General features: G+C 64.6%; 16 protein-coding genes. 9 read left to right on the forward strand and 7 right to left on the reverse strand.

Annotated features, from left to right (window positions below; all coding sequences use genetic code 11):
- Positions 1-6 precede the first annotated feature (6 nt).
- Positions 7-201, reverse strand: coding sequence for a hypothetical protein (locus D3242_RS30325; RefSeq protein ID WP_038648381.1), 195 nt, complete (start codon positions 199-201; stop codon positions 7-9).
- A gap of 125 nt (positions 202-326) precedes the next feature.
- Between D3242_RS30325 and D3242_RS30330 the strand changes: the two genes are divergently transcribed.
- Entirely contained in the window at positions 327-1,256 is a 930-nt protein-coding gene (locus D3242_RS30330; protein WP_064985886.1) for a LysR family transcriptional regulator, read from the forward strand.
- On the opposite strand, the gene D3242_RS30335 is transcribed toward D3242_RS30330, so the two are convergent.
- Positions 1,229-1,957 (reverse strand): SDR family oxidoreductase, encoded by a 729-nt coding sequence (locus D3242_RS30335; protein ID WP_019859622.1) that lies wholly within the window; start codon positions 1,955-1,957, stop codon positions 1,229-1,231. The two genes, D3242_RS30330 and D3242_RS30335, sit on opposite strands and share 28 nt — an antisense overlap.
- A gap of 135 nt (positions 1,958-2,092) precedes the next feature.
- On the opposite strand from D3242_RS30335, the gene D3242_RS30340 reads away from it, so the two are divergent.
- The 7 genes from D3242_RS30340 to D3242_RS30370 all read left to right on the forward strand — a co-directional run bounded on the left by D3242_RS30340 (position 2,093) and on the right by D3242_RS30370 (position 8,066).
- Entirely contained in the window at positions 2,093-2,989 is an 897-nt protein-coding gene (locus tag D3242_RS30340; protein WP_064985888.1) for an AraC family transcriptional regulator, read from the forward strand.
- Positions 2,990-3,247: 258 nt separating this feature from the next.
- A complete protein-coding gene (locus D3242_RS30345; protein WP_064985890.1) occupies positions 3,248-3,748 on the forward strand; it encodes an Lrp/AsnC family transcriptional regulator in 501 nt (166 codons plus the stop codon).
- Positions 3,745-4,905: a saccharopine dehydrogenase family protein gene (locus D3242_RS30350; protein ID WP_064986103.1), complete on the forward strand. Its 1,161-nt coding sequence runs from the start codon at positions 3,745-3,747 to the stop codon at positions 4,903-4,905. The genes D3242_RS30345 and D3242_RS30350 overlap by 4 nt, the downstream gene beginning before the upstream one ends.
- Before the next feature lie 100 nt (positions 4,906-5,005).
- Positions 5,006-5,794: an ABC transporter substrate-binding protein gene (locus D3242_RS30355; protein ID WP_064985891.1), complete on the forward strand. Its 789-nt coding sequence runs from the start codon at positions 5,006-5,008 to the stop codon at positions 5,792-5,794.
- A 129-nt stretch (positions 5,795-5,923) separates the two neighbouring features.
- Positions 5,924-6,595, forward strand: a complete 672-nt coding sequence (locus D3242_RS30360) for an amino acid ABC transporter permease (protein WP_019859627.1) — start codon at positions 5,924-5,926, stop codon at positions 6,593-6,595.
- Complete coding sequence (locus D3242_RS30365) at positions 6,592-7,266, forward strand: amino acid ABC transporter permease (RefSeq protein ID WP_064985893.1); 675 nt, start codon at positions 6,592-6,594, stop codon at positions 7,264-7,266. The genes D3242_RS30360 and D3242_RS30365 overlap by 4 nt, the downstream gene beginning before the upstream one ends.
- A gap of 26 nt (positions 7,267-7,292) precedes the next feature.
- Positions 7,293-8,066, forward strand: a complete 774-nt coding sequence (locus D3242_RS30370) for an amino acid ABC transporter ATP-binding protein (RefSeq protein ID WP_280948404.1) — start codon at positions 7,293-7,295, stop codon at positions 8,064-8,066.
- A gap of 157 nt (positions 8,067-8,223) precedes the next feature.
- Here D3242_RS30370 and D3242_RS30375 read toward each other — a convergent pair whose 3' ends face one another.
- The 4 genes from D3242_RS30375 to D3242_RS30390 form a co-directional block, all read right to left on the reverse strand.
- A complete protein-coding gene (locus D3242_RS30375) occupies positions 8,224-9,339 on the reverse strand; it encodes an alkene reductase (RefSeq protein ID WP_064985895.1) in 1,116 nt (371 codons plus the stop codon).
- A 42-nt stretch (positions 9,340-9,381) separates the two neighbouring features.
- Entirely contained in the window at positions 9,382-9,672 is a 291-nt protein-coding gene (locus tag D3242_RS30380) for an ArsR/SmtB family transcription factor (RefSeq protein ID WP_032931173.1), read from the reverse strand.
- Between the two features lie 170 nt (positions 9,673-9,842).
- Positions 9,843-10,541: an RES family NAD+ phosphorylase gene (locus D3242_RS30385; protein ID WP_064985896.1), complete on the reverse strand. Its 699-nt coding sequence runs from the start codon at positions 10,539-10,541 to the stop codon at positions 9,843-9,845.
- Entirely contained in the window at positions 10,535-10,963 is a 429-nt protein-coding gene (locus tag D3242_RS30390) for an MbcA/ParS/Xre antitoxin family protein (RefSeq protein ID WP_064985898.1), read from the reverse strand. The genes D3242_RS30385 and D3242_RS30390 overlap by 7 nt, the downstream gene beginning before the upstream one ends.
- Before the next feature lie 278 nt (positions 10,964-11,241).
- On the opposite strand from D3242_RS30390, the gene D3242_RS30395 reads away from it, so the two are divergent.
- The gene (locus D3242_RS30395; RefSeq protein WP_147377510.1) at positions 11,242-11,718 is read left to right on the forward strand and encodes a hypothetical protein; all 477 of its coding nucleotides are present in this window, start codon (positions 11,242-11,244) and stop codon (positions 11,716-11,718) included.
- 345 nt (positions 11,719-12,063) lie between these two features.
- Here the strand turns inward: D3242_RS30395 and D3242_RS30400 are convergent, their stop codons facing one another.
- Positions 12,064-13,497: an aldehyde dehydrogenase family protein gene (locus D3242_RS30400; protein WP_064985901.1), complete on the reverse strand. Its 1,434-nt coding sequence runs from the start codon at positions 13,495-13,497 to the stop codon at positions 12,064-12,066.
- Positions 13,498-13,501 lie beyond the last annotated feature (4 nt).

The raw sequence follows: 13,501 nt of genomic DNA on the forward strand, positions 1-13,501 counted from the left end.
ACGGGATCAATCATGCAGCAGCATGTCAGCGGCATCGGCATCCGGTTTTGCCGGCACGGCATCGTGGCTGGCGGGAACAATCGTCGTGCATCCGCGCGGGCCAGGCTGTGCCTGCGCCATGGCAAGCGAGGCCACGGCGACCGCAAGCACGATCGCCATGCCTTCAAGAATACCGAGCCGGCCCGTCGCTTTTTCGCTCATCGCAAATCTCCATCGCAAAAGATTTGACGGACATCGGGCCCGCGCACAATGTGGAAGTTGCGCTGTCAGCCTTCGTCCAGGACGAAGGCTGAAGCCAACGCCGTGCACCTCGCAGGGAGCAAGAAATGCGCTTCGATCTCACCGATCTCCGGCTGTTCCTGCTGGTGGCCGAGCGCGGCAGCATCACCCATGGCGCCGAGCTTGCCGGGCTGGCTCTGGCTTCGGCGAGCGCCCGCATCAAGGGCATGGAGGAGCGGCTCGGCGCGCCGCTGCTGGAACGCCGCCGCCGCGGCGTGGTGCCGACGGCGGCCGGCCAGGCGCTGCTGCATCATGCGCGCGCCGTGCAGAACCAGATGGAGGCGATGGCCGGCGACCTCGGCGCCTATGCCGGCGGCCTGCGCGCCCGTGTCCGGCTGGTGGCCAACACCGCCGCCACGGCCGAGCTTTTGCGCGATACCTTGCCGGCCTTCCTGGTGGCCCACCCCAGCATCGACATTGATTTGGACGAGCGCCCCAGCCACGAGATCGCCGAGGCGGTGGCAAGCGGTGCGGCCGATCTCGGCATCGCCGCGACCTGGGCCGGCCTCTCGCATCTCGAACAGAAACCGTTCTTCGTCGACCGGCTGGTGGTGATCGCCGCGCGGAACTGGCCGGGGCTTGCCGGCCGGCATAGCGCCAGCCTCGCCGACATGCTGGGCGAATCCTTCGTTGGCCTCAGCCTCGGCCATGCCCTGCAGGAGCACATCACCCGTCAGGCCGCGCGCCTGGGCGGCCATCTGCACATCCGCATTCGCGTGCCCGGCCTCGACAATGTCTGCCGGCTGGTCGCGCAAGGTGCCGGCATCGCCATCGTGCCGGAGAGTGCCGCCCGCCGCTCGGCCCGCACGCTGCGCAGCCTGCGGCTCAGCGACGACTGGGCCACGCGGCAGCTCAACCTCTGCGCCCGCAGCTTCGACGAACTGACACCGCAGGCAAAGCTGCTGGCCGCGGCCCTGGCCGGAGCCGAAACGGGTGGCCTGCCGGGCCGTTACCAGGGCAACGGACCCTCATCGTAGAAATAGCCGCCGGTCGGACCGTTTTCGTCCAGGGTCGCCAAGCGAACAATGATCTCGGCCGCCTGCCCCACGGTGCGGTACCCGCTGTGTCCGTTGAAGTCCGTCGCGGTATAGCCGGGATCGGCCGAATTGACCTTGATACCCGCTGCGGCAAACTCCTTCGAGAAGGCAACGGTGGCGGCGTTGAGCGCCGTTTTGGAGCTGTTGTAGCCAAGGATATTGATCGCATAGAATTCACTGGCCGGATCGGTCAACCCGCCGAGTGACCCCAGCCCGCTGGAAACCATCACCACATTGGCGCGCGGGGCAGCCTTGAGCAGCGGCAGGAAGGCCTGCGTGGTACGGATCGGGCCGAACACGTTGACCTCGTAGACATCCTTGATGATGGCTATGGGCTCTTCACTGGGAGCGAGCATGGAGCCCAGGATGCCGGCATTGTTGACGAGCGCATCGAGGCGTCCGTCCTCCTCAAAAACGCGCAGCGCGGCGGCCTCGACGCTGGCGTCGCTGGCGACGTCGATTTCCAGCATGCGCACATCAAGCCCCTTTTGCCTGAGCTCGGCCGCCGCAGCTTCGCCGCGTTCCCTGTCGCGGCTGCCCAGCCAGATCCTGTAGCCCGCTTCGCCCAGCCGGCGCGCGGTTTCGTAGCCGATGCTCTTGTTGGCACCGGTCACCAGTGCGGTCTTGTCGGTCATGTCCATCTCCAGTTTGATCTGTGGTTGGTCTCCGGCAGAGATGGGGCGGACCGCTGGCCGCCGCGTGCCGAAAACTGGTGAGTTCTTGCCTATTCCTGCCGGGAGCTTGATTGCCGGCCGCTCCGATGCGATCTACAGGCTGTGATGAAATCGCTCGACGACCTCAAAGCGCTGGTGATGCGGCATGCGCGCGGCCGGCTGACCGAAACCGGGATTCCCCGCGTGGCCATCATGAAGGGCGAGGCGACGACCGGGCCGTTGCTGGGGCTCTACGACCCAAGGCTTTGCCTGGTCCTGCAGGGCGCCAAATCCGTCATGATCGGCGATCAGTTGCTGCATTACGACGCCGGCCGCTACTTCATTGCCGCGGTCGAAGTGCCGGCCGTCGGCAAGGTTTTGCAGGCCAGCCCGCAGCATCCCTACCTCTCGGTCAGCCTGGCCCTCGACACCACGCTGATCGCTCCGCTGCTGCTCGACATGCCCCCCGTTGCCGAGGCGCGGATCGGCCATGGCTTTGCCGTCAGCCGGGCCGACGAGGCGCTGGTCGATGCGTGGCTGCGCATGATGGAGCTCATCGATCATCCGGCCGAAATCCCAGTGCTGGCACCCTTGCTCGAACGCGAAATCCTGTTTCGGCTGCTGCAGGGGCCGCAAGGCGCCATGCTGCGCCAGATTGCCGGGGCCGATAGCCGCCTGTCGCAGATTCGCCGCGCGCTGGCCTGGATCCGCGACCACTATGCGGAGCCGTTCCGCGTCGAGGATCTTGCCCGCATGGGCGGCATGAGCGCCTCGGTGTTCCACCGCCACTTCAAGGCGGTCACGGCGATGACGCCGATCCAGTACCAGAAGCGCATCCGCCTCAACGAAGCGCGCCGCCGCCTGCTCGCCACGTCGGGCGATGCGGCCGGCGTCGCCTTCTCCGTCGGCTATGAAAGCGCTTCCCAGTTCTCCCGCGAATATGCCCGCCTCTTCGGCGCACCGCCGGTGCGCGATGTCGGCCGCCTGCGCGCCACGCCGGAGCCCACCGAGCTCGCCTGATCCCCTTGAATTCGAAGATGCAACAGCAAGGCGAAGACCACGCCTTGCCAGCCCATGCGCCGCGCCCTCGAGCGGCCCCTGCGTCGGCTTCGACAGGTCTACCACCAGGCGCTTGATCCCACCTGCCTGCATGGAAGAAGAGATGGTCACAGCCCAGAGGCTATACGGGCCTTGCTGTTATCAAAAATTTCCCATAGTATCTTTTCACATAAGAAAGAAAATAGCGTCTATTTCTCTCATTTGTGAAAGACGGGCACTTTGCGGGAACATCTCGATCTGACCGATCGGCGGCTGGTGAAACAGCTGTCGCAGGACGCGCAGCCGGGCATCAACCGGCTCTCCGAGATCTTGGCGATTTCGGTGCCCACGGTGCGCTCGCGGCTGCGCAATTTGCTCGACCGCAACCTGCTCAAGATCGTCGGCCTGCTGAACCTGACCGAACGGCCCGAGTTGATCTCGGCCATTGTCGGCATCAATGCCCAGGGGCGCGGCCGGGCCCGTGAACTGGCGCAGCGCATTTCCGAACTGCCCTTCGTCAACTCGGCTTCGGTGGTCACCGGGCGCTTCGACATCATCGTCGACGTGACGGTGGCCGGTGACGTCGCCGATCTCTACCGCGTCACCAGCGAACTGATCCCCGGCGCCGGCGAGCCGGGCGAGGTCGTGCGCAGCGAGACCTTCGTCGTCATGGCGTCCTGCAACAAATGGGTCAGCCTGCCGGAAGGCTGCTGGTCGGACGACCGCAAGGAGCCGGCATGAGGATCGCGGTTCTCGGCGGCCTCGGCCTGCAAGGCCGGGCGGCCATCGCCGATCTTGTCGCCAGTGGCGTCGAGGAGGTGATCTGCGTCGATACCACGCCGGACGGCGCGGCCCGGCTGGCTGATCTGACCGACCTTTCCCGCGTGCGCTTCGTCATGCCCAACGGCGCGATCGGGCCGGCGCTGGCCGATGTGCTGGCTGACGCCGACGCCGTCATAGATTTGCTGCCGCAGCCGCTGATGCGCGAGGCGGTGCAAGCCGCCATCGCGACCCGCACGCCGCTGGTCACCACCAATTACGGCAAGGCCATCGCCGATCTGGCGCCGGAAGCCGAACGCGCCGGTGTTTCGATCATGACCGAATGCGGGCTCGACCCCGGCATCGACCTCGTGCTCTACGCCCGCGCCGCAAAACAGTTCGATGCGATCACATCAATCGATTCCTATTGCGGCGGCATCCCCGAGCCGAAGGCGATGGCCAAGCCGCTTTGCTACAAGGTGAGCTGGAACTTCGACATGGTCCTGGTCAGCCAGAACCGCGACAGCGTCATGATCGAGGACGGCAAGCGCGTCGAAGTACCCGCCGCGCGCCAGCATGACAGCCCTTTCATCCATGAGATCGAAGTCGCCGGCCTCGGCCGGCTGGAAGCCTTCCCCAATGGTGACGCGCTGCATTATGTCGAGATGCTTCCCTCCGCAAACGGGCTGCGCCGCTCCGGCCGCTACACGTTGCGCTGGCCGGGATGGTCGGCCTTCTGGGCGCCGTTGAAGGAGCTTGGTTTTCTCTCCGAGGACAAGGTGCCCGGCACCTCCAGCAGCCCGCGCGAATTCCTCGGCCGGCTGCTCGGCCCGCAACTGCAATACGGCCCCGGCGAGAAGGACCTTTGCGTGATGCGCAATGTCTTTTCCGGCCTCGAAGGCGGCCGCGCCAAGACCGTGACATCGGACCTGATTATCGAGCGCGACCTGACCTCGGGCCTGTTCGGCATGAGCCTCGGCGTTGGCTATCCCGCCAGCATCGTAGCGCAGATGCTCGCGCGGCGCGAGATCACCACGCCGGGCCTTTTGAACCCGCTGCTCGACGTGCCCGACGAACCCTTCTTCGACGAACTGGCCAAACGCGGCATCAAGGTTGCCGAGACGGTGGCCTGGGACTGAGGATTTTCGAACGGTGGCCGCCGCCGGCAAACGGCGCCGCCGCTCAAAAAAAGCGCCCAAGGGAATCCGCGGGCAAACAACAACTGGGAGGAATGCCAGAATGAAGATTGCCAGACTTTTCATTGCCGGACTTGCGCTCGCGGGCTTGACCGCTGCCGCCAGCGCCGGAACGCTGGACGAGATCACCAAGCGCGGCGAATTGCGCGTCGCCGTGCAGACGCAAGGTCCGCCCTTCTCGCTTGTCGGCGCCAATGGCGAACGCACCGGCAGTTCGGTCGAACTCGCCGAGCTGATGGCCAAGGAAATGGGTGTGAAGATCACCTTCCTCGACTTCGACTGGGACGGCCTGATCCCGGCGCTCTTGTCGGGCAAGGCCGATCTTCTGGTCGCCGACATGACGCCGACGCTGGCGCGCGGCATGAAGGTCGCCTTCACCACGCCTTACATGTACACGGGCAGCACCGTCTTCACCAAGGCCGACAGCAAGTTCAAGACCACCGAGGACTGCAAGGCCAAGGGCACCAAGATCGCGGTGCTGCTCGGCGCCACCGGTGAGAAGGAAGCCAAGGCCGCCTTCCCCGATGCCGACATCAAGAGCTACAAGGGCGGCGGTCCGCTGCTGCTCGACGCGGTCAACAACGGCCAGGCCGATTGCGGCGTCAACGACGTCTCGGCGGTCAAGGGCCAGTCGACCGCCTATCCGGCCGGCACCTTCACCATCATGCCGGAGCTGCTGTCGAAGGAGCCGCTTGCCTTCGCCACCCGCTATGACGAGCCGGACCTGCTTATCTGGATGAACCTGTTCCTCAATCAGGTCACCATCGACGGCCGCCTGCAGAAGAACCTCGACTACTGGGTGAATTCCGACGCCTGGAAGAAAGACCACTGAGGAATTAGCGAATAGGAATTAGGCAGTAGGGAATAGTGAGTGGTGAATAGCCATTCCATTCCGACACACTCCCCTACTGCCTACTGCCTACTGCCTACTGCCTACTCACTACTCACACCGCTGCGCGCCATGCTCGAAAATTTCAGTTTCCGCACCATCGTCGAATACCTGCCTTTGTTCGGCCAGGGCCTGGTCACGACCGTCTGGCTGTCGGCGCTGTCCTTTGTCGGCGCGCTCGTCGTCGGCATCGTGCTGTGCGCCATGAATTTGCAGCGCGGCTGGCTGTTTCGCGCGCCGGCCAAGGCCTATATCGACGCTGTGCGCGCCACGCCCTTGCTGGCGCAGCTCTATTTCCTCTATTTCGGCCTGCCGCGACTCGGCTTCGTGCTGCCGGAACTCGTCGTCGGCATCCTCGCTTTGTCCTTGAACAGCGGCGCCTATATCTCTGAAATCATTCGCGCCGGCATCCTGTCAATCCCGCGCGGCCAGGTCGAGGCCAGCGTCGCCTCGGGCATGACCTACACGCAGCGCATGCGCCTGGTCGTGCTGCCGCAAGCCTTCAAGGTGACGATCCCGCCGCTGCTCGGCCAGGCGATCGTGCTGGTCAAGGATTCCGCCCTGCTGTCGCTGATCTCGGTCGCCGAGCTGACGCGCGCCGGGCAACTGCTCGCCTCCGACCGCTTCATGCCGGCGGAAGGCTTTCTCACCATCGCCGCCTTCTATTTGCTGCTCTACTACGGCCTGAAGGCACTGGCCGTTCTCTCCGGCCGCTGGCTCGGCACGGCGGGGGCGCGCGCATGATCTGGCAACAATTCCTCAGCCTCGCCGGCTCCTATCCGCTGGCCCTGCGCGGCCTCGGCATGACCGTGGTGCTGTCGCTGATCAGCCTGGTGCTCGGCACCTTGCTCGGCTTCGGTCTCGGCATCCTGCGCACCGGCGGCAACCGGCTGATCTCCAGCATCATCGGCGCCTGGGTCGACCTCATCCGCGGCACGCCGTTCCTGGTGCAGATCTTCCTGATCTTCTTCATCCTGCCGGAGTTCGGCATCGAGCTCGACGCCTTCACCGCCGGCATCATCGCGCTGACCAACCTTGCTGCCTGCTTCATCTGCGAGATCGTCGCCGCCGGCATCCGTTCGGTGCCGACGGGCCAAGTCGAGGCGGCCCTTGCATCCGGCCTGTCGCGCTGGCAGCGCATGCGCCAGGTGGTGCTGCCGCAGGCGATGCGCATCGTGCTGCCGCCGCTGGTCGGGCAATATGTGCTCTTGATCAAGGATTCCTCCGTCGTCTCGGCCATCGGCCTGACCGATCTCACCCGCGTCGGCTGGCTGGTGGTGCAGCGCGTGCCCAACGGCCTGCTGGTCTTCTTCCTCGTCGGCGTCGGCTATTTCATCGTCTGCTATCCCCTGATCATGCTGGCGCGCCGGCTCGAACGCCGCATGGGCGCGGCGCATGGCGAGGTGCAGCTGTGACATCGAACCCCGAAGGGCCAACGACTATGACCAAAGCGGGCATGATCCAACCAGGCCTGACCAAGACCGGCATGATCGACTTTCGCGGCGTCAACAAATGGTTCGGCGCGCTCAACGTGCTCAGGGATATCACGCTCAGCGTCGAGCCGCGCGAAGTGGTCGTCGTCTGCGGCCCGAGCGGCTCGGGCAAGAGCACGCTGATCCGCTGCATCAACGGCCTGGAGACGATCAAGGATGGCGACCTCGTCGTCGACGGCCAGCGCGTCGGCGACCCCGCCACCAACATGACGCAGCTGCGCACCGAGATCGGCTTCGTCTTCCAGTCCTTCAACCTCTACCCGCACAAGACCGCGCTCGAAAACGTCACGCTCGCTCCAATCCATGTCCGCAAGATCCCGCGCGCCGAGGCCGAGCATGCCGGGCGCGAACTGCTGGCCAAGGTCGGCCTCGCCGACAAGGTCAACGCCTATCCGGCGCAGCTCTCCGGCGGCCAGCAGCAGCGCGTGGCGATCGCGCGCTGCCTCGGCATGCGGCCCAAGATCATGCTGTTCGACGAACCGACCTCCGCCCTCGACCCCGAAATGATCTCGGAAGTGCTCGACGTCATGGTCGCCGTCGCCGAGGAAGGCATGACCATGATGGTGGTGACGCATGAGATGGGCTTTGCCCGCAAGGTCGCCCAACGCGTTGTGTTCATGGACGCCGGCGCCATCGTCGAAAGCGGCACGCCCGACGAGTTCTTCTCACACCCCAAGACCGACCGCAGCCGCGCCTTCCTGAGCAAGATTTTAAGGCACTGAGGGCGGCGAAAGGCCGTCGATCAGTCCGGCGGCCGTTAGCGTTGCGGTGCAACGGATCTGTACGCCGTTCGGGTCAAATATTCAGTCCGATCATGGACCGGGCGAGCGGCTGCCCTTCCGCTGGAAGCGAAAGGGCAAACCGTCTGAGATGGGCGGCTCAGGCCGCCGTCGGGTAATCCGTATAACCCCTGGCATCGCCGCCATAGAACGTCGCCTTGTCGGGAGCGTTCAGTTCGGCATTGCGCTTCAGCCGGCTGACGAGGTCGGGGTTGGCGATGAACAGCTTGCCGAACGCGACAAGGTCGGCATAGCCGTCTCCGACGGCCTTTTCGGCCAGTTCCTTGTCGTAGCCATTGTTCACCAGCCAGGCGCCGGTGCCGCCGGCCTTGCGATAGGTGGCTTTGAGCTCCGCATAGTCGAACGGTCTGTCGCCTTGGCTGAAGTCGCGCGCGCCGCCGGTCGCGCCTTCGACGATGTGGATATAGGCGAGGCCCCTGCTGCCGAGGCCCGTCACCACATGGTTGAACAGCGGCTGCGGATCGCTATCCGAAGCGTCGTTGGCGGGCGTCACCGGCGACAGCCTGATCCCGGTCCTGCCGGCGCCGACAGCGCCCGTGACCGCGTCGACCACCTCGAACAGGAAGCGCGTCCGGTTCTCGATCGACCCGCCATACGCATCGCTGCGATGGTTGGTGCCCGAACGCAGGAACTGGTCGATGAGATATCCGTTGGCGCCATGGATCTCGACGCCGTCGAAACCCGCCACCTCTATCGCCGCCTTGGCGGCGCGGCGGAAATCATCGACGATGCCGGGAAGTTCGGCCGTTTCGAGCGCGCGCGGCTCGGAAGTCTCGGCGAACTCGCCGCTGCCATCCGGCTTGACCAGGAACGTCTTGGAGTTTGCTCGGATCGCCGACGGCGCCACCGGCTTGCCGCCGCCGGGCTGCAATGTGTTGTGCGAGATGCGTCCGACATGCCAGAGCTGCACCACGATCTTGCCGCCGCCCCTATGCACGGCATCGGTGACACGCTTCCAGCCGGCAAGCTGATCCGCGCCATAGAGGCCGGGCACGTTGGCGTAGCCCTGGCCCTGATGGCTGATGGCGGTGGCTTCCGTCACGATAAGACCAGCCGTGGCGCGCTGGCTGTAATAGGTCACCGAGAGGTCGCCGGGCACCGCATTGGGCGAGCGATTGCGCGTCAGCGGCGCCATGACGATGCGGTTCGCCAGCGTCAGGTCGCCGGCCCGCAAGGGATCAAAGAGGGTAGTCATGAGAAATGCCTTTCATGCATTCGGGGGATCGGGGGAGGATCGTCAGAGATCGGACAAGGCGGCCTGAAAGGCGGCGATGGTTTCTTCGTTGCGCTTGTAGAACACCCATTGGCCGACCCGACGCGTCGTCACGAGGTCGGCCGATGCCAGCGTCGCCAGATGCGCCGAGACGCTGGACTGCGCCAAGCCGCGATGGTCGAACTGGCTGGCGCAGACACCCATCTCGAGCGGATGCGCCTGCGCGGCGAAGTGCTGTTCAGGCTCCTTCAGCCACGCCAGGACATCGCGTCGAAACGGATGCGCCAGTGCCTTCAATATGATGTCGCGGTCCATCTTCACCTCGCATCGATCTCTCTCGATATATAGATCGGGTAGAGCCGATATGGCAGGAAATCCATACCATTTTCGAAGGCAATCGGAGCAAACTGGTCCCTGGACACGGCACGATGCCGGAAATAGCGCGGCCGGGCGCCAGCCTCCGCGGCGAATGCGCCGCCATCGCGTCAGGTGACCGCCAGCACCTTGCCCGTATCGTGCTGGCGCACGAAATCGACGCGCTTGCCGTCCCAGTGGTAGGAGTAGTGCCGGCCTTGCACCGGCACGGGGATGACGTCGGGCCAGAAGATGCCGATGCATTGCCCGTCCGGCATGCGCACGCTGTTCCAGACAAGCCCGTCGCTGCCCCCTGCCCGCAGCGCCCGCCCCGCCGCCTGCGAGGCGGTGTAATCGTCCGGGTCGAGCACGCCGGGCACGCCGTTGACGTCATCGAGGTCGCGGTCGACGCTGCCGATCAGCACACGAAAGTCAGCCGTCCAGCCGGGATCCTCATTGGTGGCACGCATGAAATTCTGGTGGTGGTGGATGGTTTCGGCCAGCGCCACATCCTCGCTGTCGCCGGCATAATAGAGGCCGTAGCTGCCATCCGAGAAGCGGCCGGGCCGCAGCGTCGAGCAGTGCACGAAGGGCGCCATGACGAAGCTGGCGCCGGGGCCGGAAACCCGTCTTGCCGCGGCGACCTTGCCGAGGTCGCCGATCTCCAGCCTTATGCGCGGATTGGTCTTCTCCTCGACGGCGGCCAGCGCCTCCCAGTCGCGCGGATCGGCAATGTCCTCGAACAGGTCGATCGGCGGATGGATGGAGCGGATGATGCGAAACGTCTGGGGCCAGTGGACGCGGCGCCGGACCGCAAGCCCACTCACCATGCACCACGCTCCGCGTCGAGCCATTCGCGCATGGCGGCGAGATCGGAGATTTCGCCGCGCAGCATCAGGTCGAGCGCCGACTGGCCGCCGAACGTGGCATTGGGCTTGCGGATCCAGGCATAGCCGCGCGCCGGCTCGGTGAAGAGATAGCGCAGGCCCTTGTGGATGCCCATCAGATGCGCCATGCGGGTGCGCAGGTCACGGTCGATCCGGCCGATGCCGCCTTCCTTCCAACGTGCCCCAGTCTTCCAACGTGCCCAAGTGCGCGCCGACATGCCGCCGAGCAGGATGCAGGCCTCGAGGTCCGTCAGGTTCCACGCCTTGAACAGATTGACCGTGGTGCGCGCCAGCGCGCCCGCCTCTTCATCCGAAATGGCTGACCCGACCGCGGCCGGCGTGGTGACGATGGACTGAAGCTGCATGTTGCTCACCCTGCTGTTGGCAGAGATATAGCATATATTTGCCAATTGGCAAGGATGAGAGCTGCAACATACTTGGGTTCCTCTCCCCACGCAGCTCGGCGACGCCCAGAAGGAAAGGGGATGACTCGGCTCTTGGAGAATTCAGCGAGACCTAGGCCGGGAACTCATAAATGCGAAGTAGAAGCCGAGGGTTACGCTGCAAGCGCCCGTTCTGCCAAAAATTTGGGGATGCTTCTGGGTGTCCTATCTATTGTTCGACCAGACATGGAGATGAGTTGGTGAGTGCGCTTAATTCCGAGGCTCCCAGATGTGAATGCGGGGCACTTGAAACGCTTTCCAAGGAACCGTCGATTCCCATCGTGTTCGATGCTGAGCTCAATGAGTATCACATCGTTGGAACTGGTCAGCAGCAGGTCTTGATCTATCACTGCATCTTCTGCGGCGGACAAACGCCAGACTCACGCAGGGACGAGCTTTTCATGCATGTGACCAAAGAAGAATTTGAAAAGCTTAGGAAGGCGACAAACGGCCTGAAGACGGTGGACGATGTTGTGGGGGCTTTTGGGCCACCGGACTTCGACCATCCAGCCGGAATCAGTTCCACCGAACCCGTCGGTCTCGGTCCGCGCAGAACCACCGACTTTAGACAGATGACTTTCAGTTCCCTATCAGACACCGCAGATGTCCACGTCGCCATAGGTTTGAACGACAAGGTCCAATTCAGCTTTACGCCCAAGCCCGTAGCGCGAGACTGACGGCAAGATGCAGATGATCGACGCCGCCATTGCTCGCGTCCATCAGGAATCCACGCCTGCAGACTCGGCGCGAGATACTCTACTCCCCCAGCACCTGCGCCTTGCAGGCCGGGCTCAGATCCGACAGATGCTTCTTCAGGCATGGGCCGGCGCTACCGTTCGGAAAGTGCGGGCAGAGCCGCTGCCGGTCGCGCACTGCGAGGCACAGAATTGGAGCTTCAATAATTTTGTGAAGTATAAAGACAAGGCCGCCACGCCAACTATTCCTGCGTGGCGGCCTTGGATGCCAACAAATGAACCGTTTCAGCCGGCGTTGCGTTGCCGCCGGCCACATTGTGTCGTGCCCTACTCCGCCGCCTCATACCCGGCGATGCCCTTGATCTCGAGGAAATCCTCCAGCCCGTATTCGGCATATTCGCGGCCGTTGCCCGACTGCTTGTAGCCGCCGAAGGGCAGGCCGGCGTCCCAGGTCGGGTAGTTGATGTAGACATTGCCGGAGCGCATGCGTGCCGCAACGTCGCGCGCCTTCTGGATGTCCTTGGCCTGGATGTAGGAGGCAAGGCCGTAGACGGTGTCGTTGGCCTGCTCGACCGCCTGTTCGACCGTGTCATAGGGCAGGATCGCCAGCACCGGCCCGAAGATTTCCTCGCGCGCGATGCGCATGTCGTGGGTGACGTCGGCGAACACCGTCGGCCTGACATAGTAGCCGCGGTTGAGTTCGGCCGGGCGGCCAGGGCCGCCGGCGACCAGCGTCGCGCCTTCGTCGATGCCGGCCTGGATCAGGTCCTGGATCTTGTCGAACTGCACCTGGCTGACGACGGGGCCAAGCTTGGTGTTGGCGCCGTCGGCCGGGCCGACCACGAACTTCTCAGCCGCCGCCTTGGCGTAGCCGGCGGCCTCGTCATGGCGGTCGCGCGGCACGAACATGCGGGTGGGTGCATTGCAGGACTGGCCGCTATTGCCGAAGCAGCCGGCGACGCCCTTGGTGACGGCGCGGGCGAGGTCGACATCCGGGAACAGGATGTTGGCCGACTTGCCGCCCAGTTCCTGGTGCACGCGCTTGACCGTGTCGGCGGCGGCCTTGGCCACCAATATGCCGGCCCGGGTCGAGCCGGTGAACGACATCATGTCGACGTCGGGGTGGCTGGACAGCGCCTGGCCGACGCCGGGGCCGTCGCCATTGACGAGGTTGAACACGCCCTTCGGCACGCCGGCCTCGTCGATGATCTCGGCGAAGATGATGGCATCGAGCGGCGCGATCTCCGACGGCTTCAGCACCATGGTGCAGCCGGCGGCAAGTGCCGGGCCGACCTTGCAGGTGATCTGGTTCAGCGGCCAGTTCCACGGCGTGATCAGGCCGACGACGCCGATCGGCTCCTTGACGATCAGCGAGGAACCTTTGGCGTGGCGGAACTGGAATGTCTTCAGCGTCTCCGCCATCTTCTCAAGATGCGCCAGGCCGACGCCGACCTGGCTGTCGAGCGCCATCTGGCGCGGCGCGCCCATTTCACGCGACACGGCAAGCGCCAGGTCCGTGGAGCGCTTCTTGTAGACCGCGATGACGCGGTTCAGGATATCGAGGCGCTCCTCCACCGAGGTGAAGCCGAACGAATTGAAGGCGCGCTTGGCGGCGGCCACCGCCTTGTCGACATCGGCCTTGGAGCCGAGCGAGATCTGCGCGAAAACATCCTCATTCGACGGATCGATGACATCGAGTGTGTTGGGCACGACAGGATCGACCCACGCGCCGTCGATATAGAACTGCAGATTGTGTGACATGGTT

The organism is Mesorhizobium jarvisii, assembly GCF_003601985.1.
GTDB classification, from domain to species: domain Bacteria; phylum Pseudomonadota; class Alphaproteobacteria; order Rhizobiales; family Rhizobiaceae; genus Mesorhizobium; species Mesorhizobium jarvisii.

Excerpts from the sequence above, each read along its gene's own strand:
- D3242_RS30350 (WP_064986103.1), top strand. The coding sequence starts at position 3,745 with ATGAGGATCGCGGTTCTCGGCGGCCTCGGCCTGCAAGGCCGGGCGGCC.
- D3242_RS30365 (WP_064985893.1), top strand. The coding sequence starts at position 6,592 with ATGATCTGGCAACAATTCCTCAGCCTCGCCGGCTCCTATCCGCTGGCC.
- D3242_RS30390 (WP_064985898.1), bottom strand. The coding sequence starts at position 10,963 with ATGCAGCTTCAGTCCATCGTCACCACGCCGGCCGCGGTCGGGTCAGCC.
- D3242_RS30375 (WP_064985895.1), bottom strand. The coding sequence starts at position 9,339 with ATGACTACCCTCTTTGATCCCTTGCGGGCCGGCGACCTGACGCTGGCG.
- D3242_RS30380 (WP_032931173.1), bottom strand. The coding sequence starts at position 9,672 with ATGGACCGCGACATCATATTGAAGGCACTGGCGCATCCGTTTCGACGC.
- D3242_RS30400 (WP_064985901.1), bottom strand. The coding sequence starts at position 13,497 with ATGTCACACAATCTGCAGTTCTATATCGACGGCGCGTGGGTCGATCCT.
- D3242_RS30385 (WP_064985896.1), bottom strand. The coding sequence starts at position 10,541 with ATGGTGAGTGGGCTTGCGGTCCGGCGCCGCGTCCACTGGCCCCAGACG.
- D3242_RS30360 (WP_019859627.1), top strand. The coding sequence starts at position 5,924 with ATGCTCGAAAATTTCAGTTTCCGCACCATCGTCGAATACCTGCCTTTG.
- D3242_RS30370 (WP_280948404.1), top strand. The coding sequence starts at position 7,293 with ATGACCAAAGCGGGCATGATCCAACCAGGCCTGACCAAGACCGGCATG.
- D3242_RS30355 (WP_064985891.1), top strand. The coding sequence starts at position 5,006 with ATGAAGATTGCCAGACTTTTCATTGCCGGACTTGCGCTCGCGGGCTTG.
- D3242_RS30330 (WP_064985886.1), top strand. The coding sequence starts at position 327 with ATGCGCTTCGATCTCACCGATCTCCGGCTGTTCCTGCTGGTGGCCGAG.
- D3242_RS30335 (WP_019859622.1), bottom strand. The coding sequence starts at position 1,957 with ATGGACATGACCGACAAGACCGCACTGGTGACCGGTGCCAACAAGAGC.
- D3242_RS30325 (WP_038648381.1), bottom strand. The coding sequence starts at position 201 with ATGAGCGAAAAAGCGACGGGCCGGCTCGGTATTCTTGAAGGCATGGCG.